Here is a 16,771-nt window from a genome sequence, read left to right as displayed (position 1 = left end):
AATATTGCGTAATAGTTTTATTGTGATATTTGGTAATCAGCTTCTAATTTATGTACTACGGGAAACAACTGGTTTATGAAGTTTTTGCGTTGTACGTTAAAAGCTTCAATATGAAAACTGTCATTTTTCTGAAGGTTAAAATTGAGTAGTGAAACTTTTCCTTCTTTCGTAGTGAATTTTCCTATTGTTTTTCCATCCCTAACAACTGAAATAACTAAGCTATCAGAAGTATAACGACAATCTTTTGGGTAAACCCTTTTATATTTTAGGTTAGGTTGCTCAATCTTAATCAGGACCGAATCCTTTTTGTGACTTAAGCTATTCTTTGCCAACTCTTGTTCTGAGTAAACGGAAATTTTAGGCTCTTCAAAATCAATTACGTTAAAACTTATCTCTTCAGCTAAAAGATCATTTTTAAAAATACTTAGCTTGAAGTTATCGTCTGCTGGTACAACACAAACTCTTATTCCTTCAGTAGATTTTATTACCATTGAGTTAGATGCATTTATCGTAAATTTGTCAGTGCTATCTTTCGGAACTAACCAAAACTCTGTTCCTCCATTGCGAGGAAACTTGTCTGGAATATATGAATAAAGAGTATAGTCTTTTCTTAAAAAAGAGGCTGCTGTATCCAAAGGTGAATGTGCCAATGTGACTATATCGGCTTTTGCTTCAGGTTTATTTTGCCCTGTACAGCTGATGGAAAATGTGATTGCCAATAAAGCAAGTAGTTTGTTCATGATACTAATTAAATATGACCCAGCCAGACCAACAACACAAATACCTCCTTCCCCCCTCCGGGATTAACGTGTAGCAATGGATTTTGAAAATATTAAAATATTTCTAAAATATCGATTTCCCAACAACTTTCTTCGATAAGTGCAGTGTACTTTTGTTTGGTAAGTTTTATACTCTTGCAATGAGCAACTTTTGCCAGAAAACCTAAAAACTGTTTTAGCCTGAAACTCGGGTAAACAGCTCCTTTCTCAAACTTTCTATAACATCTTTGTGGGTATGCTCTAAAAACAAAAATCTTTTTGTTCCGCTCTTGAATATTATCTCTAACTTCTTGCTTTCCCCAGAAACAGGATTGCCATATGATTCAAAAAACAACAGTAGAATGAACTTAACTGCTGACTTAAACCAGTTAACTTTAGTGTGACAATAATTAACTGCTTTAATATCACTGTAGTAAAACCTTTCATCTTTGTGGCAACCTTCACTACTAACTATACTAAAGCAGGTCTTACCAAAGGCTATTTTTCGCCTACTGTCCAAGACATGCTCAGTTGTTCCGTGTGTTTGTTTCGCCTTTTTCTGCATTGACGGTACCTTAGGCCTTTTATTCCTGGTTAGGCACATAGGTGCCAATTGAGCCTTTTATAGTAGGATAGCTGTTATCTGCTACTTCGTCAAATTCAGGGTCTCTTGCCACTTTACTGATGGTTTTTGACGGTTGGCTTTCAATATCTTCAAGGCTTTTAATGTCTTCAATGTCATCTGGATCCATCTGCATGATTTTCGATGCAATATTATCTTCAGTGAAAAAGTTAAACACTTTATTTTTATCTTCTAGTTTTAGCCCGTTATCAGCAGTGGTAAGAATGTTGACGGTGTCGCCTGATTTTTGAGAAACAGCAATTAAATGGATATAATAGCTCATCTTTTTGTTGTTGCCTGGACCACGGCTTGTATATAGAATTTTCACTTCCTCATATTCTTCCAAGGCTTTATCATCAATATTGAACTTTTCAATATCCCAAAACTCGTATCTGCTAGTACCACAGCTATATAATACAAATAAGGTAAATGCAATGAATGTTAGTTTCTTTGTCATTGGAGTTATTATAGTTCTAACCAAACTTAAGTATTTTTATCGACAATATAAATTATTCAGTACACAATTATTGTTAAAGCACCGATCCTGGCAGGGCTAACGCATTTAGAAAACATCTAAAATTTCTTCCCTAAAAGCATCGTTGAATATTGCTTTATACCTTTTTTTTGGCTTTGTTTCCTTAGATTTATGTTTTTGTAGCAAGATCAGGGACACTTTATTCAAGATGTGGAAGTTTTGTGCTGTATACCCCTTTCTTCTTCTGGAACTATCTTCCCCAAAAACCACATCCAGGCTCCAGTGCAGCTTGTTTTCAATTGCCCAGTGGTTGCGTATTGTACCGTTAAGCCATTCAGCGGTCTTGTCATGGCTGCTTATATAATACCTCACCTGTTGCTCCTGCTTTCCTGTAAGCTTGTTATAGCGCTCTGACTCTAACCTTGCCACTGACTTTATGCCGCACCATTGATGTGCTGCATCTATGAACCTCAGGTCATTTATCAGTTTGCAGGTGCGGCTCTCCAACCTGCCATGTCCCGTGTCTATCTGTTTGTGCACATCTGCAACCCCCTGTTTTTCAAATACCCTATCTATTTGCTGGAATAGCTCTTTCTGGTTGTTCTTTACAGCAATTACATAGTCACCGTTTTTCCGGATTATTTTTTCCGTAATATCTTTTTGGCAGCCCATGGCATCTATTGTCACTGTTGTGTTTTCAACAGTTATCATATCCAGAAGCTTGGGGATGGCTGTGATCTCGTTGCTTTTGTCTGGCACGGCCAATTGACCGAGGGTAAGATGGTTAGCGGTGGCATAAGCCGATACCATGTGCAATGCATTGGCGCCCTTTCTGCTGTCATACGATCCACGGATTCGCTTCCCGTCAATATTGATTGTCTCGTTTTCGACTGGCCTGAACATGGTTGATGCCCACTCTACAAAACACTCGCCAAACTCATCCGGTACTATCTTTGCAAATACCCTTTCCAGGGTATCGTGCGAAGGGACACCGTTACGGTAAGGGAAAAATTTACGTAGCCATTCAATTTTTTCTTTGCCGAATGTAACAATCTCATGCCAGTCCCCCGCATTGCTGACAACGGCACTTACGCACAGAAACAGGATCTCCTGCAGCGGATATTTGAAATTGCCTTTGATGGTTCTTCTTGGTTCTGACACAGTGCCAAAGATACGAACAAATGAATCGGAAACTGAATTTTTTAATGGAGTTCTCTATATAGAAAAAAGTCAAGCCAAAAATAATAAAACACTGATTATCAATTAAAAAATTATTATATTTGTATCGTCAGTGCCCCGTAAGGCACCCATAAATTAAATAAACCCAATAAAGGTTATGAGACTTACGGAACGCCCTGTAAGGCAGTTCCTTACACCCTAAAGTCTAAATGCGTCAGCCCTGCCGATCCTGGATAGTTACATTTTAATAACTGGTGAGAAGTCTGTTTATGTAGCGTAATACTTTTCAGACAAAGCAGGCATAAAAAAAAGAGGCTGAAAATATCCAGCCTCTTTTTTTATTATAAGTTGATTAAAGCTTACTTTTTAGCTTTTTCGGCCATAAGAGCTTCAATTGCAAGGGTCATATAAGTTAACGGAGAGTTCCAGTTAATGGCTACTTCGTTAGCTGCATAACTACACTCTTCATCAAGATAAGATTTTGCAGGAAGCTTAGAAGGGTAAGGCTTCATGCATGCATATTTGTCTTGCTGCTCATAGTTAGGCCCGCCAGTCATAAATCCAGGAATCACCTCTTTAACTCCGTCAGTCTGAGAAGGACGGTGGTGAGGATTTTTCATAGGCTTAGATCCAAAACCACTCACGTAGCTATAACCTGTACCGTTTCTACCTAAAATGTAGTCAAGGTTGGCAATGGCAGCATATAAGTACTCAGGATCTTTAGTCAATCTGTATGCCTGAATAAGTACAATGCCTTGGTTGGTAGCAAAAGAGTTACTTCCCCATACAAAGTTTCCTTTTTCGATACCCATAGGCGTACCAAATTCAGACTCTGCAGCATGGTTTTTCAGCTCATCCGCTAGCGCAACGATTCTGCCTTTAATAGCATCAGCGTCTTTGATTTTGCTTCCTTGGTTAGCAAGGGAAATCAAGCCCAAGGTATTTACTTCTGGCCATGCTGGAACAGCAAAACTGTCTAATGTAGCAACGATGTTAGCTGCTTTGTAGTACTCTTCATCTCCTGTGGCAATATAAAGCTCAGAAGCAGCCCATTGGAACTCATCACTTACTTTTTTGTCACCATATTCACCAGTAACAATAGCAGGCTTGAACTTCTTGTTCATTTCGTTTTGGTCGTAGTACTCTTCTGGGTTTTTCTTAGCCCATTCATACGCCTGTTTAGCTGCTGCTAAAGTAGAGTCTGCAAAACCTGGAAGTTGCTTTTCATAGTTTTTGAAAATCCTTGAAGCAGTTGCCATAACTGCAGCAAAATCCAATGTAGCAGCGGTAGATTTTTTCACTACATATCTTGGTTCCTTAGCTTCGTGAGGCATGATTTCCCCATCAAAGTTAGGATTGGTCAATTTATGGTAAACTCCACCGTCATTAGGGTCTTGCATAGCAAGCATCCATCTGATATTATACAATGTTTCATCCAAAAGGTCAGGGATGTCATTGTCGCTTTCTGGGATGTTTACATCAATGTTAGCAGCAAACTCAGGGAAGTGCTCATAAAGCGCCAACATAGTATAAGTAGTGATACCTGAGTTTACGATATACTTGTTATAGTCACCTGCATCGTACCAACCGAAAGGTGCAGAAATTTTTGTTCCTTCAGGTCTTTCTTCAGTTGCCGCAGAAGCATGTACTAGTACTTCTTTATCAGGGTGACCTGCTTTCCTAGCCCATTTTCCAGCATATTTTTCATCAAGATCAATTACTGTTCTTTGGAAGTAGAAGGTCTTCAAACTAGCCTTACCCATTTCCAATGCTATATTATCAGCTATTTTGAATGGGTGAGAGTTTGCTAAACCTGGTACTTCTATGTAATATGTTCCTGGTTTGGTAAGCTTAGAAAAATCAGCATGGCTAACATCTTCACCAGAGTGTTCCCATACTCCTTTTTTATCAAGTTTGCCTTTAAATACCTTTTTGTTGGTCTCGGCATCAATAACCTTGAATTTTTTCGCATCAGAAGAAACGACTACCGCTTTTTTAGGACCGTGTGGATAATATCCTAACTGGTTAAGTCTGATAAAATCTTCTGGTTTTGGAGGTTCAGGCTTAATGACGCCTGCCTCTAATACATTCTCTTCAGGGTCTTTTAGCACTGCTTTAATTTCGTCGAAATATACAGTTCCAGTTGCGTTACCCAGTGCTAGTTGCACTTTGGCACTAAAAGCTTTAGAAGGCACTTGGTAAACCCTTTCGTAATGTTTCCATTCACGGGTACCAAATGATTCAGCTACAACAGGAAGAAAGCCTCCTACTTGGTGGTTGTCCTCGTCATAGAATTCAACGGCAATCCTTGCTTTTTCCCAAGGCTTGTTGCCTCTTACTACCGAATCAACTTTCATATAACCAGAAACAGTCAATGTTTTGACTCCTTCAGGCATTACGATCATTTGATCTGTACCACTCCATTTAAAGTCCAGGTTGCTAATTTTCAACGCATAATCACCGGTATGCCCCTTGTTGATTCTTTCTGCACCCCAGTGGTTCCAGCCACCTTCTTCTTCAAAGCCAGGGTTGTTCAAGACATTCTGCCCCTGTACATCTGAAACAAAAGGTGCCAGCATTAATAAAGCACATGCTAATTTTGATTTCATAATGTGAGTTTATTGTTTATTTTTCAGTTATTGTACTTTTTACAATAAAGTTAAAGTTAGTGAATTTTATGTCCGAATTGAAATTAAAATACAACTTTTGAACTTTTCTAGGTTTTTATAAGCAATATTCGTTCCAGATATTCATTTGGTTTGAAATATGCGAAAAAAGTTCCTTTATCTTTAATTTTTTGAGCTGGAACAGTATAGGTTCCTTCAAACTTATATTTAGTCATTGAAACGAAGGAATTAACACGATTCTGAAAAAAATGTTTAAGAAAAGTTTACGATAGGATAGTTTGCTAATTGGTTAGCTTGGTGTTATATGATTATATGTAATAGTGATGGTTAGTGTTGATTGAAAAATTTAGTACCCTCCAAGAGTTTTTTTCACCTGGAAGGGTACTGATATAGGAATTTTAGTTTTATACATAACCTTCAAAATGCTGTCCATTCTATTGGGGAGTTGGGTAGTCCCCAGGGCTGACGCATTTAAAAAACATCTAAAATTTCTTCCCTGAAAGCATCATTGAATATTGCCTTATACCTTTTTTTGGGTTTTGTTTCCTTAGATTTATGTTTTTGTAGCAAGATCAGGGACACTTTATTTAAGATGTGGAAGTTTTGTGCTGTATATCCCTTTCTTCTTCTGGAACTATCTTCCCCAAAAACCACATCCAGGCTCCAGTGCAGCTTGTTTTCAATTGCCCAGTGGTTGCGTATTGTACCGTTAAGCCATTCAGCGGTCTTGTCATGGCTGCTTATATAATACCTCACCTGTTGCTCCTGCTTTCCTGTAAGCTTGTTATAGCGCTCTGACTCTAACCTTGCCACTGACTTTATGCCGCACCATTGATGTGCTGCATCTATGAACCTCAGGTCATTTATCAGTTTGCAGGTGCGGCTCTCCAACCTGCCATGTCCCGTGTCTATCTGTTTGTGCACATCTGCAATTACCTGTTTTTTAAAAGCCCTGTCTATTTGCTGGAATAGCTCTTTCTGGTTGTTCTTTACAGCAATTACATAATCACCGTTTTTCCGGATTATTTTTTCCGTAATATCTTTTTGGCAGCCCATGGCATCTATTGTCACTGTTGTGTTTTCAACAGTTATCATATCCAAAAGCTTGGGAATGGCTGTGATCTCGTTGCTTTTGTCTGGCACGGCCAATTGACCGAGGGTAAGCTGGTTAGCGGTGGCATAAGCCGATACCATGTGCAATGCATTGGCGCCCTTTCTGTTGTCATACGATCCACGGATCCGCTTCCCGTCAATATTGATTGTCTCGTTTTCGACTGGTCTGAACATGGTTGATGCCCACTCTACAAAACACTCGCCAAATTCATCCGGTACTATCTTTGCAAATACCCTTTCCAGGGTATCGTGCGAAGGGACACCGTTACGGTAAGGAAAAAATTTACGTAGCCATTCAATTTTTTCTTTGCCGAATGTAACAATCTCATGCCAGTCCCCCGCATTGCTGACAACGGCACTTACGCACAGAAACAGGATCTCCTGCAGCGGATATTTGAAATTGCCTTTGATGGTTCTTCTTGGTTCTGACACAGTGCCAAATATACGAACAAATGAATCGGAAACTGAATTTTTTAATTGAGTTCTCTATATAGAAAAAAGTCAAGCAAAAAATGTTAAAACACTGATTATCAATTAAAAAATTATTATATTTGTATCATCAGTGCCCCGTAAGGCACCCATATATTAAATAAACCCAATAAAGGTTATGAGACTTGCGGAACGCCCTGTAAGGCAGTTCCTTACACCCTGAAACTTAAATGCGTCAGCCCTGGGGTAGTCCCTTCTATTTTTTAATTTTTTGGTTTTCTGAACATATATATGTGCTCCTGCCCGCTACTTTTAGTTTTTTTATACTTCCTCTTCCTTCTGGGCATGTATCCTGTTCTCCACGTTTTGGAGTAAGGAAGTTTTTAGGCAAATTATCTGGAATGGCTGATGCTTTGATAGATTGGGTCAGCACGTCTCTCATGCAGTGGTATAGGTGCTCTACTTCTTCGTTGCTTAAACTTTTGCAACGTGTTTGCGGATGTATGCTTGCTTGGTAAAGAATTTCATCTGCATACACATTGCCAATGCCTGCTATGTATTTTTGGTTAGTCAACGTAGATTTAATCATTCCGGACTTTGATAACACCAAAGCTAGAAATGCTTCTTTGGATATTTCCAAGGCATCAGGTCCAAGTTGGTAATTGCTTATAAAGTCTGTAGCATTGTCAAACACGTTGATATGACCTAACTTCCTTGTATCTGAAAAAGCCATCGAACTTCCGTTTTCGAAGTGTATTATAAAATGCGTATACTCCGGGCTTTCAGCTTCCGTGTATTTTAAAAAACCTGTCATACCAAAATGAAGGGACAAAATTTTTCCGTGGTCTAGCTTTGCCATAAGGTACTTTCCGGTCCTGCTTGCCTCTGTAAATGTATGACCTATTAATGCTTGTTTAGGAAAGTCAGGGGCTACCTTACTATTTAACACCTCCACATCCTTGACCTTTTTGTTAAGAAAATGTTCTTCGAAATACTGTTTGTATATTTCTACGTCAGGTAATTCTGGCATAATTACAATTGGTTGTTTATTAAATAACCTGATTGTTAAAAAGTAGTTATGCACGCACCCGCTTTCCTTTAAAAATTAAATTTTAGGTAGTCTGACTTGGTCTGCATAAAACTTCATCCTTGAGTGGTGTTTTTTCAAGGTCTCTATTTTCTCAATTTTGTCAAGTTTATGGTTGTAAAATACCTCTACATAATAATTGTTAAAGAGGTACAAGTTGATTTTATACCCGTAGTACCGTATCGCTACGATAAAGCTTCCTCCTGAGTATAGCAGGTGGATCTTGTTTTTTAGCGAAAATTTGTCAAACAAATCTGGGGTTATCATCATCTACGGGTTAAACTCCAAAGTAACCAAAAATAGCATGCATATAAAAATAAACGTGAAAAGCTTTAAGCAGATACAAAAAAAGAGCATTATCTCTTTGTCTTTATGCATTAGAACTTTCTTTTGCCCCTCCTAACAAAACCTAATGCATAATCGGTTAAAAAAAAATACCCATTTAGATATCTTATGTGTTATTAGCTTACTTAAGCTCGCTTAGTTGCTTTTTGCCTCGCCGGCAGGGCCTTACTTTTTTTCTTAGACAAAAAAAGTAAGCAAAAAAGTCAAGGCCTGTGATGAAATTTGCTAAACTTTATAACCATTACGCTAAAAAATTTGAAACTCACCCTCCTTTCGTCGGGTTCAAACAGCAAATTTTTTGGCCGCTCCATGCTTATAAAGTTCTTAACGCAATTTCATCAATGGCCGCCTTATTTTCTAACAATGGCACATACCACCATTTAAGGACGCCCGTTTTAAGCATTTTATCTTACAAAAAAACTTATTACTTCCTAGAGACTTAAATGGGTAATCCTAAAAATTAATATTTGTACCTGCATTTCAAATGAACGACGTTTAATGGCCATTGGTTTGATAGTTAATTCTTTAGATTTTGCAAAAGTTTCAGGAAGCATAAACTGTATGCTATTATTTTCATAAATATAACTGTAACTATTAACCTGCTACATCTTTTATGCGTAAATATATTGGAACAAAACCTTTTTTGTTATGAAAACTTCTATGAAGAAAATTAAAAGGTTGAACCACATAAAAAATTTGTATTTGGTGGCGACGGCTGATGGTCCTCTAAATAGGTATGAAGAAGCCTTTATTAAGGCCAGGGCCAAAAGCTTAAACCTTTCCGAAAATGAGTACGATTTTGAAAATATTCAGAGGGTTACTTCTATAGTTCCTGAAAAATTGGGGAATAGAATTTTGCAGGTGTATGATATGGTAAACCTGATATTAATAGATAATGTAATACATGAATCTGAACTTGCAACTTGTCGTGCTATAGCTAACCACCTAAATCTTGCAGAGGATGTAGTGGTTATGGTTGTTAAAGATATTATAAAAAGGCGGTCTGGGGTTTTTATCCTTAGAACGCGAAACCAACATGCAAAGTTAGTAAGATGCAGTGACAGTTTTGACTGGTAGGAATTGGCTTATCAGTTAATATCGCAGGGGAGTTTTTGGCCTCTCTCCTGCTTTTTTCTTTTTTGGGTATCCCCTCCAAAGACACCAATCAGCAAATTACTTTGAAGTGTACCCATAGACTGATATCCCCCTTTCTTAAAAGTCTTGTCCCAGAGATATTTGACTAACATTTGTTATGCCGTTTAAATCCTTGTACAAGGCTTTGAAGTTTATCTTTTCGGGTACATGGACAAACAGCTTCATTTTAGACCTTTTTTTATCGTATGACTGAAGTATATTGACAGACTGGGTGGTTATTTTATGTTTGTCGAGAATGGCAAAGACTCCATCAGTTTCAATTTTTGCGGTAGAAAAGGTAATTTGTAAGATCTTAAGTACATCTTCTTGAAAAAATCTACTTTCCAGTTTCCCGACAAAAATCAGGACAAACAAAACGAACAGGGTTACCAGTACAGACCCTCCATACATTCCTGACCCAATAGCAAGACCTATAGCTGCCACTACCCAAATAGTAGCTGCTGTAGTCAGGCCACGAATGCTTCCACCGAGACTAAAAATCGCCCCTGCACCCAAAAAGCCTATGCCCGAAACCACCTGTGCGGCAATTCGGCCCGGATCCCCGTTTTGGAAGTTCTGAAATGTTTGGGGTATGAATATTGAAATAAGCATCAAAAGGGTAGCTCCTAAACATATAATAATATGCGTCCTTAACCCTGCTTGTTGCTTACGGGTTTCCCTTTCCCACCCAATCAGCCCTCCAAGCACTATACTCATCACTAGTCTGATGGCAATGCTTTGCAAGTTAATTTCTGTGTCAGAAGAAAAAAGGTCGTAAATATCCATAATGGCTATAAGCGTTTCATTGTATATATAATGCTATAAGGAATAGCATTCACTCTCTCTAAATCTTTGCTAGGACTCGTTCTTATTTATGTAAGACATTAAGCCTTTCCTTTGTACCTAATGTCAAATGTTAAAAGTTCTACTAATGATGTAAAAAATTCCCATTTTAAAACATGTAAAGCTAAACAAAAGTTCTCCCGTATATATTTGCTACGAATGAGCCAAGGTTAAAGTTTAGCAAAGTCAGCTTCGGATAAATAAAAAAAGCTGACATGGATGACCGTGCCAGCTTTTTTCTGATTTTTTTAAAAAGGCTATTTGACCCTTTCCATATATTCTCCAGTCTCTGTATTTACTTTAATAAGCTCACCATTATCTACAAACAAAGGAACTTGTACAGTTGCCCCTGTTTCAAGCTCTGCTGGCTTCATAGTTTTGGTTGCTGTGTCCCCCTTGATGCCAGGTTCGGTATAAGTTACTTCTAACTCCACATGTTTAGGAGCTTGACCATATACAATTTCTTCATTTTCATCAAAAGAAACACTCAAGACCATTCCCTCTTTTATAAACTTTAACGTGTCGCCAAAAAGCTCTTCAGGCACCGGAAACTGTTCAAAGCTTTCCTGGTCCATGCAGACTAGTGCATCACCTTCTTTATAAAGAAACTGAACATCCCTGCTTTCGACCCTTACTAGTTCTATTTTTTCTCCTGAGCGAAAACGAATTTCACTTTGCTTGCCAGTTCTGATATTCCGGCTTTTAACGGTATAAATTGCATTTCCTTTTCCTGGTGTAATATGCGTATAGTCCATTACCATTACCAATTCTCCATTATGCCGTAAAAAAGCCCCTCTTGAAAGATCTGATGTAGTAGCTGCCATATATTTATAGATGATTAAAAATTAAATAATGATAAAGGTAAGGGATATGTACCATTCTGACAATTGATAAAGCATAAAATATGTATTAAAGACACCTTTTTTAACTCATAACATATTTTTTAAGTTTGTCATTGAGCTAATAAAAGCATCGCGTACAAAGGGGTCGGTAATCCAACGAGGCACATTAGATGGCGTAGACAATACAGAATAAGTTATATGCGTCTGTCGGCCTTCTCTTCTAATTTCCCACTGCCCTTTTACATAATCTATTCTATCTACTCTCCTAACGGGTGGTTTTGAGGGATAAGCAATACTTGAGTATTCAATCAGAATAGTAGAAGGTGTTTGTCTAACAATACGGTGCTCTAAAATACAATCTTGATCGTTAAATGGCCATGGAATATTATAACGCACATATTTTATCCAACAGTCAGTGTCTTGTTCAAGCATTTTAGCAGAACGGATACTGGTGTTCCACTTGGCGGTCAGATTTGCATTGCTTATAAGTTGAACCACTTCATTTGGACTTGCATCGACTTTAAGGGTTAGAATCACTTCTCTGGCATTAACCTTTTTGTCAGGTAGATTTACCCACCTTTCGTATAAAGAAATACCATTCTTGGTTTTTATTAATTCTGCACCTGGTGGTTTTTTATGGACATAACCTAAAGTTACCGATGAAGCAAAAACAATAAATGCAAAGGTTTTGATAAATGTTAAGCAGTTCATATTACGCGGGGTCAGCACTAAAATGTTGTTCATTACTTCCTTTAACGCAATATGTATTAAATAGTAGTTGTTGCCAAGGAAATTTTAAAGGTTTTGAGGGTTTCTTTTATACTCGGTAAGTAATTCTACTGAAATATTGTTAAAATAATTCAGTAGATCTGGTTACCTTTTTTACATAAATTGTATATATTAGGGTATGTTCAACCAACTATGCTGCATTTTTTATTTTTTACTTTAGTCCAATAATATGGATTACTTTTGCTAGTTTCCCGAGAATATTTTTTCTCGGGATTTTTTTTGGCAACTAAATCTTTAAGTAGGTTTAATTAAAAAGTTGTATTTGTGCATGTTATGCAGTTGCTTACATGAAGACTCATTTGAATATTTATAAAAAAAGAGGCAAGCTTACAGGCCTGCCCCCTACTTTACTAAACTATTCTATCCGCTTCTATCAACCCCTCTGCAATCATTTCGCCTCATCCAACTACGCTTCTTTCGCCTCTTACCAACTTCACTTCCTTATGAATGCCTTCTGTAAAAATAACAGGGTGTGCCATATTTTGTTTTTCCACTATTGTAAATTCCTCATACCAATAACCTCCTTTACTATTAAATAATTTGGAAGGCAAGGTGTTTATAATAGATAAAAAACCTAAATTCGCGGCCAAAAACACATATGTACTATATTAAGAAGCCAATTATACTGTTTTTCTTGGTTGGGTTGGCATGTCCTCTTTATGCGCAGTTTGACAGAGTAGACCGTTATATACAAGGATATGCCCATGGAATTGGGGTTTTCTGTTTCTTTTGCCCCATATGATATTGAGCATCCTTCGGAAGAGCGTTTGATTAGTGGAACAGCAGTAGTAGTTCCTGGATTTTCAGCAAACATACGACATAATTTATGGAAAGCTAAAGGAGACTTTGCTTTAAGTGCCGGGTTGAACATTAGTGGTGGGTACAATGCAGGAGAAAGAAGAGGCCTCTCTTCACGATATGCCAATTTCATGTTTCCTTTGACCATTAATGCAGCTTATGGATTGGGGGCAACCAATTTCAGCACCCGTAAATTTGGGGCTTCTAGCAGGCGCAGGATACGCATTTTCTACAACAGGTATTGTTAAATCTGATGATATTGCAAGGTCAGTTGTAGACTATAATTTACTGAGCCCTGTATTTTATGTGCAGTTGAAATATGAAATCAATGGTATACCTATGGGGATTGAGCCAATGTACATTTATGACAAGTATTACCCTGTTTATAACATTAAATTTATATTGGGCCTATACCTGAGAAATTAATAATAAACAAACAGAAAGAGACAGACTTACAGGTCTGCCTCTTTGTTTAACTTAACATTCCGCTCCTAGTCAACCCCACTGCATTCAAAACGCCTCTGCCAACAACACATTCTTTCAACTCTTTCCAACTTCACAACCCTTTTTGAATGCCTTCTATAAACCTAACTGTGCCTTTATACGCTTTGTTATCATAATTTTTTTGATTCCTTTACAGCATATGATTTTTCTATTTATATATATAAATATTTGCACCACTTTTTAAAAGAGTTTTTATTACATATCAGTATATCAGTGTTTTGTAAATAAAAATAAGATCCGATTATTTTTTCTTAAAATGAAAATGAAGTAAAAAATAACACAATTTCCTCTCTCATAAGTTACTTTCTCATAGGATAACAGCTAAGACAAATGGTAGAAAAACTAGATATCGAAAAAGATAATACTATTGCATTTAAGGTCGATGGAAAGGTGGCCTTAAAAGATGCACAAGAGGTAATGGACACTATCCAGACACAGTTAAAGACGTCTGATCACTTTAAAGGCTATGTTGAAGTGTATAACTTTGAAGGAATTGAACCCAAAGCCCTTTGGGAAAGGCTTAAGTTTGGTATAAGTAATTTTTCAGAGTTAACAAATAAAGTAGACAAGATTGCGCTGGTTACAGACCAGAAGTGGTTTCAGAGTTTGTCGGAAATAATTTATAAAGTAATTCCAGGTATTGAACTAAAAAGCTTTTCACTGGAAGATGCGGGCAAGGCTAAATCTTGGCTAAATGAAACATAGTTCTGTGAAACCCAGATTATACAAAACACTTAAAGACGTTAGTATAATCTGGGTTGCCCCTTTTTAATATTTTATCCTAAATCCTTATCGTTGGACTTTCCTTGCTTCCATGGCAGTTTTCCTTCAAGCTCTATCTCTAATGAAAAGCTCAAAAACGTCCGAATCAGTACAATCAGCCCTAGTGTTAAGACCCGCTCCATGGTGGGCTCTGTCACCACTGTAGCGATTATGTCAGCCGCCACTAAAACCTCTAGCCCTAACAGGATTACTTTCCCTAAATTATGCCTTAGTTGATAATAGGCTAAATGTTTGTCTTTGCGAAAAGAAATAGCAAATTTACTAAAAACATAAATTGTTCCTGTCGCTATAACCGTGACGCCTATTACCTCCACTCCTATAGCTACTACTTCAATATACTTGATTATTTCGCTCATGGTACTAGCTTATTATAAGCAGTACAATTGTTGAATTCTGTTATAGTTTAGAAAAAATCAGAAAAAGTATGTCCAATTGGGGATATTTGGGGAACCACGTTGCCGAAATCTAACTATTGATATATATCTTTACCTTTTATTTAAAGACAATATTTATGATTTCTGTTGATGGTGTAACGGTTGAGTTTAGTGGCTCAACACTTTTTAGTGATATTTGCTTCAATATTAATGAGAATGACAAAATAGCCCTAATGGGTAAAAATGGTGCTGGCAAATCAACTTTGTTAAAAATTTTAGCTGGTGTCAATACCCCTACACGTGGAAGAATTTCTGCGCCTAAAGATGCCGTCATTGCTTACCTTCCACAGCACCTTCTTACAGAAGACAACTGCTCTGTCTTTGAAGAAGCTACTAAAGCTTTTTCCACTATCCTTGACATGAAGAAGCGGATAGATGAGTTAAACAACCAACTTGAAACCCGGACAGATTATGAGTCTGATGGATATATGAAAATCATAGAAGAGGTTTCTGAACTTAGTGAAAAATATTATTCTATAGAAGAGATCAACTATGATGCGGAGGTTGAAAAAACCTTGTTAGGTTTAGGTTTTTTAAGGAGTGACTTCTCCAGACCAACAAAGGAGTTCAGCGGTGGGTGGAGAATGCGTATAGAGCTTGCTAAAATCCTGCTGCAAAACCCAGATTTAATACTGCTTGATGAACCCACGAACCACATGGATATTGAATCTATTCAATGGTTGGAGGACTTTTTGAAAAATAATGCGAAAGCGGTTATTGTCATATCTCACGACAAAGCTTTTGTAGACAATATAACCAATCGCACCATAGAGGTGACCATGGGCAGAATTTATGACTATAAAGTTCCATATACTCAATATTTACAACTTAGGAAAGAACGAAGAGAGCAACAACAAAAAGCTTATGATGAGCAACAAAAAGAAATTGCTGACATAAAAGCTTTTATAGAAAGATTTAAAGGTACCTACTCTAAAACTTTACAAGTACAGTCTAGGGTGAAAATGCTGGAAAAAATGGAATTGGTAGAAGTAGACGAAATAGACACATCTGCTTTAAATCTTAAGTTTCCACCAGCGCCACGTTCTGGCAACTATCCTGTAACCTGCGAGCAGCTTAGCAAACGCTACGGTGACCACACCGTGTTTCAAGATGCTTCATTTGCTATTGAGCGGGGGCAGAAAGTAGCTTTGGTAGGTCGTAATGGTGAAGGTAAGTCTACTTTTGTAAAAGCAGTTATGGGTGAAATCGATTATGAAGGTACACTTCAGCTAGGCCATAATTGTATGATTGGATATTTTGCCCAAAACCAAGCGTCTTTACTTGATGAAGACCTTTCGGTATTTCAGACAATTGATGAAGTAGCCGTTGGAGATGTCAGGACAAAAGTCAAGGACATTTTAGGTGCTTTTATGTTTAGTGGCGACGATATAGAAAAAAAGGTCAAAGTCCTTTCTGGTGGTGAAAAAACGCGGTTGGCAATGGTAAAGCTATTGCTACAACCGGTAAATCTCCTTATTCTGGATGAACCTACAAACCACCTTGATATCAAAACCAAAGACATCCTTAAAGATGCCCTTAAAGCATTTGATGGAACCTTGATTCTGGTTTCGCATGACAGGGATTTTCTAGATGGACTTGCAGACAAGGTCTTTGAATTTGGAAACAAGCGTATTAAAGAACACTTTGAGGATATTAATGGATTTCTCCGCAACAAAAAAATGGTGAATTTAAAAGAGATTGAACGAAAGAATTAATATTTAACCTGAATAATGTAATAGAACTTTCTGTTACGTAGCAATAAGTCTATTGTATTATAGGGTTACCCATTTAAATATCTTATGTGTTATTAGCTTACTTAGGCTCGCTAAGTTACTTTTTGCCTCGCCGGCAGGGCCTTACTTTTTTTCTTAGACAAAAAAAGTAAGCAAAAAAGTCAAGGCCTGTGATGAAATTTGCTAAACTTTATAACCATTACGCTATCCCGATAGCTATCGGGATGAAACTCACCCTCCTTGCGTCGGGCTCAAACAGCAAATTTTTTGGCCGCT

At 37.5% G+C, this 16,771-nt stretch carries 16 protein-coding genes; 4 read left to right on the top strand and 12 right to left on the bottom strand.

Going from position 1 to position 16,771, the window contains the following annotated elements; genetic code table 11:
• Nucleotides 1–17: 17 nt before the first annotated feature.
• From RCC89_12645 to RCC89_12610, 8 genes are all read right to left on the bottom strand, one after another.
• On the bottom strand, nucleotides 18–740 hold the full coding sequence (locus tag RCC89_12645; protein ID WMJ74005.1) for a hypothetical protein: 723 nt from the start codon (nucleotides 738–740) through the stop codon (nucleotides 18–20).
• 214 nt (nucleotides 741–954) lie between these two features.
• The gene (locus RCC89_12640) at nucleotides 955–1,323 is read right to left on the bottom strand and encodes a hypothetical protein (protein ID WMJ74004.1); all 369 of its coding nucleotides are present in this window, start codon (nucleotides 1,321–1,323) and stop codon (nucleotides 955–957) included.
• 19 nt (nucleotides 1,324–1,342) lie between these two features.
• Nucleotides 1,343–1,837 carry a hypothetical protein gene (locus RCC89_12635; GenBank protein WMJ74003.1) on the bottom strand — a complete coding sequence of 165 codons (495 nt, stop codon included), beginning with the start codon at nucleotides 1,835–1,837 and terminating at the stop codon, nucleotides 1,343–1,345.
• A gap of 105 nt (nucleotides 1,838–1,942) precedes the next feature.
• The gene (locus RCC89_12630; protein ID WMJ74002.1) at nucleotides 1,943–3,016 is read right to left on the bottom strand and encodes an ISAs1 family transposase; all 1,074 of its coding nucleotides are present in this window, start codon (nucleotides 3,014–3,016) and stop codon (nucleotides 1,943–1,945) included.
• A 377-nt stretch (nucleotides 3,017–3,393) separates the two neighbouring features.
• The gene (locus tag RCC89_12625; protein ID WMJ74001.1) at nucleotides 3,394–5,643 is read right to left on the bottom strand and encodes a glycoside hydrolase family 9 protein; all 2,250 of its coding nucleotides are present in this window, start codon (nucleotides 5,641–5,643) and stop codon (nucleotides 3,394–3,396) included.
• Nucleotides 5,644–6,132: 489 nt separating this feature from the next.
• Nucleotides 6,133–7,206: an ISAs1 family transposase gene (locus tag RCC89_12620; protein WMJ74000.1), complete on the bottom strand. Its 1,074-nt coding sequence runs from the start codon at nucleotides 7,204–7,206 to the stop codon at nucleotides 6,133–6,135.
• A 253-nt stretch (nucleotides 7,207–7,459) separates the two neighbouring features.
• Nucleotides 7,460–8,233 carry a DNA-formamidopyrimidine glycosylase family protein gene (locus RCC89_12615; GenBank protein ID WMJ73999.1) on the bottom strand — a complete coding sequence of 258 codons (774 nt, stop codon included), beginning with the start codon at nucleotides 8,231–8,233 and terminating at the stop codon, nucleotides 7,460–7,462.
• Nucleotides 8,234–8,308: 75 nt separating this feature from the next.
• Nucleotides 8,309–8,557: a hypothetical protein gene (locus RCC89_12610; GenBank protein ID WMJ75658.1), complete on the bottom strand. Its 249-nt coding sequence runs from the start codon at nucleotides 8,555–8,557 to the stop codon at nucleotides 8,309–8,311.
• Nucleotides 8,558–9,295: 738 nt separating this feature from the next.
• Between RCC89_12610 and RCC89_12605 the strand changes: the two genes are divergently transcribed.
• On the top strand, nucleotides 9,296–9,712 hold the full coding sequence (locus tag RCC89_12605; protein WMJ73998.1) for a hypothetical protein: 417 nt from the start codon (nucleotides 9,296–9,298) through the stop codon (nucleotides 9,710–9,712).
• Between the two features lie 135 nt (nucleotides 9,713–9,847).
• Here RCC89_12605 and RCC89_12600 read toward each other — a convergent pair whose 3' ends face one another.
• The 3 genes from RCC89_12600 to RCC89_12590 all read right to left on the bottom strand — a co-directional run bounded on the left by RCC89_12600 (nucleotide 9,848) and on the right by RCC89_12590 (nucleotide 12,198).
• The gene (locus RCC89_12600; GenBank protein WMJ73997.1) at nucleotides 9,848–10,555 is read right to left on the bottom strand and encodes an MgtC/SapB family protein; all 708 of its coding nucleotides are present in this window, start codon (nucleotides 10,553–10,555) and stop codon (nucleotides 9,848–9,850) included.
• 314 nt (nucleotides 10,556–10,869) lie between these two features.
• Entirely contained in the window at nucleotides 10,870–11,436 is a 567-nt protein-coding gene (gene efp / locus RCC89_12595) for an elongation factor P (protein ID WMJ73996.1), read from the bottom strand.
• Nucleotides 11,437–11,541: 105 nt separating this feature from the next.
• On the bottom strand, nucleotides 11,542–12,198 hold the full coding sequence (locus RCC89_12590) for a hypothetical protein (GenBank protein ID WMJ73995.1): 657 nt from the start codon (nucleotides 12,196–12,198) through the stop codon (nucleotides 11,542–11,544).
• 743 nt (nucleotides 12,199–12,941) lie between these two features.
• Between RCC89_12590 and RCC89_12585 the strand changes: the two genes are divergently transcribed.
• Nucleotides 12,942–13,289, top strand: coding sequence for a hypothetical protein (locus RCC89_12585; GenBank protein ID WMJ73994.1), 348 nt, complete (start codon nucleotides 12,942–12,944; stop codon nucleotides 13,287–13,289).
• 586 nt (nucleotides 13,290–13,875) lie between these two features.
• Nucleotides 13,876–14,250 carry an STAS/SEC14 domain-containing protein gene (locus tag RCC89_12580; GenBank protein ID WMJ73993.1) on the top strand — a complete coding sequence of 125 codons (375 nt, stop codon included), beginning with the start codon at nucleotides 13,876–13,878 and terminating at the stop codon, nucleotides 14,248–14,250.
• Between the two features lie 71 nt (nucleotides 14,251–14,321).
• Here the strand turns inward: RCC89_12580 and RCC89_12575 are convergent, their stop codons facing one another.
• A complete protein-coding gene (locus RCC89_12575; GenBank protein ID WMJ73992.1) occupies nucleotides 14,322–14,684 on the bottom strand; it encodes a DUF1622 domain-containing protein in 363 nt (120 codons plus the stop codon).
• Nucleotides 14,685–14,839: 155 nt separating this feature from the next.
• Between RCC89_12575 and RCC89_12570 the strand changes: the two genes are divergently transcribed.
• Nucleotides 14,840–16,477 (top strand): ABC-F family ATP-binding cassette domain-containing protein, encoded by a 1,638-nt coding sequence (locus RCC89_12570; protein WMJ73991.1) that lies wholly within the window; start codon nucleotides 14,840–14,842, stop codon nucleotides 16,475–16,477.
• The last annotated feature ends 294 nt before the right edge of the window (nucleotides 16,478–16,771 follow it).

It is taken from the genome of Cytophagaceae bacterium ABcell3, from assembly GCA_030913385.1.
GTDB lineage: Bacteria > Bacteroidota > Bacteroidia > Cytophagales > Cytophagaceae > ABcell3.
This window is presented reverse-complemented; position numbering and strand designations above follow the sequence as displayed.

What these genes read in the sequence shown, in the direction of transcription:
- RCC89_12645 (WMJ74005.1), bottom strand. Translation starts at nt 740, where the DNA reads ATGAACAAACTACTTGCTTTATTGGCAATCACATTTTCCATCAGCTGT.
- RCC89_12640 (WMJ74004.1), bottom strand. Translation starts at nt 1,323, where the DNA reads ATGCAGAAAAAGGCGAAACAAACACACGGAACAACTGAGCATGTCTTG.
- RCC89_12635 (WMJ74003.1), bottom strand. Translation starts at nt 1,837, where the DNA reads ATGACAAAGAAACTAACATTCATTGCATTTACCTTATTTGTATTATAT.
- RCC89_12625 (WMJ74001.1), bottom strand. Translation starts at nt 5,643, where the DNA reads ATGAAATCAAAATTAGCATGTGCTTTATTAATGCTGGCACCTTTTGTT.
- RCC89_12615 (WMJ73999.1), bottom strand. Translation starts at nt 8,233, where the DNA reads ATGCCAGAATTACCTGACGTAGAAATATACAAACAGTATTTCGAAGAA.
- RCC89_12610 (WMJ75658.1), bottom strand. Translation starts at nt 8,557, where the DNA reads ATGATAACCCCAGATTTGTTTGACAAATTTTCGCTAAAAAACAAGATC.
- RCC89_12605 (WMJ73998.1), top strand. Translation starts at nt 9,296, where the DNA reads ATGAAGAAAATTAAAAGGTTGAACCACATAAAAAATTTGTATTTGGTG.
- RCC89_12600 (WMJ73997.1), bottom strand. Translation starts at nt 10,555, where the DNA reads ATGGATATTTACGACCTTTTTTCTTCTGACACAGAAATTAACTTGCAA.
- efp (WMJ73996.1), bottom strand. Translation starts at nt 11,436, where the DNA reads ATGGCAGCTACTACATCAGATCTTTCAAGAGGGGCTTTTTTACGGCAT.
- RCC89_12590 (WMJ73995.1), bottom strand. Translation starts at nt 12,198, where the DNA reads ATGAACAACATTTTAGTGCTGACCCCGCGTAATATGAACTGCTTAACA.
- RCC89_12585 (WMJ73994.1), top strand. Translation starts at nt 12,942, where the DNA reads ATGCCCATGGAATTGGGGTTTTCTGTTTCTTTTGCCCCATATGATATT.
- RCC89_12580 (WMJ73993.1), top strand. Translation starts at nt 13,876, where the DNA reads ATGGTAGAAAAACTAGATATCGAAAAAGATAATACTATTGCATTTAAG.
- RCC89_12575 (WMJ73992.1), bottom strand. Translation starts at nt 14,684, where the DNA reads ATGAGCGAAATAATCAAGTATATTGAAGTAGTAGCTATAGGAGTGGAG.
- RCC89_12570 (WMJ73991.1), top strand. Translation starts at nt 14,840, where the DNA reads ATGATTTCTGTTGATGGTGTAACGGTTGAGTTTAGTGGCTCAACACTT.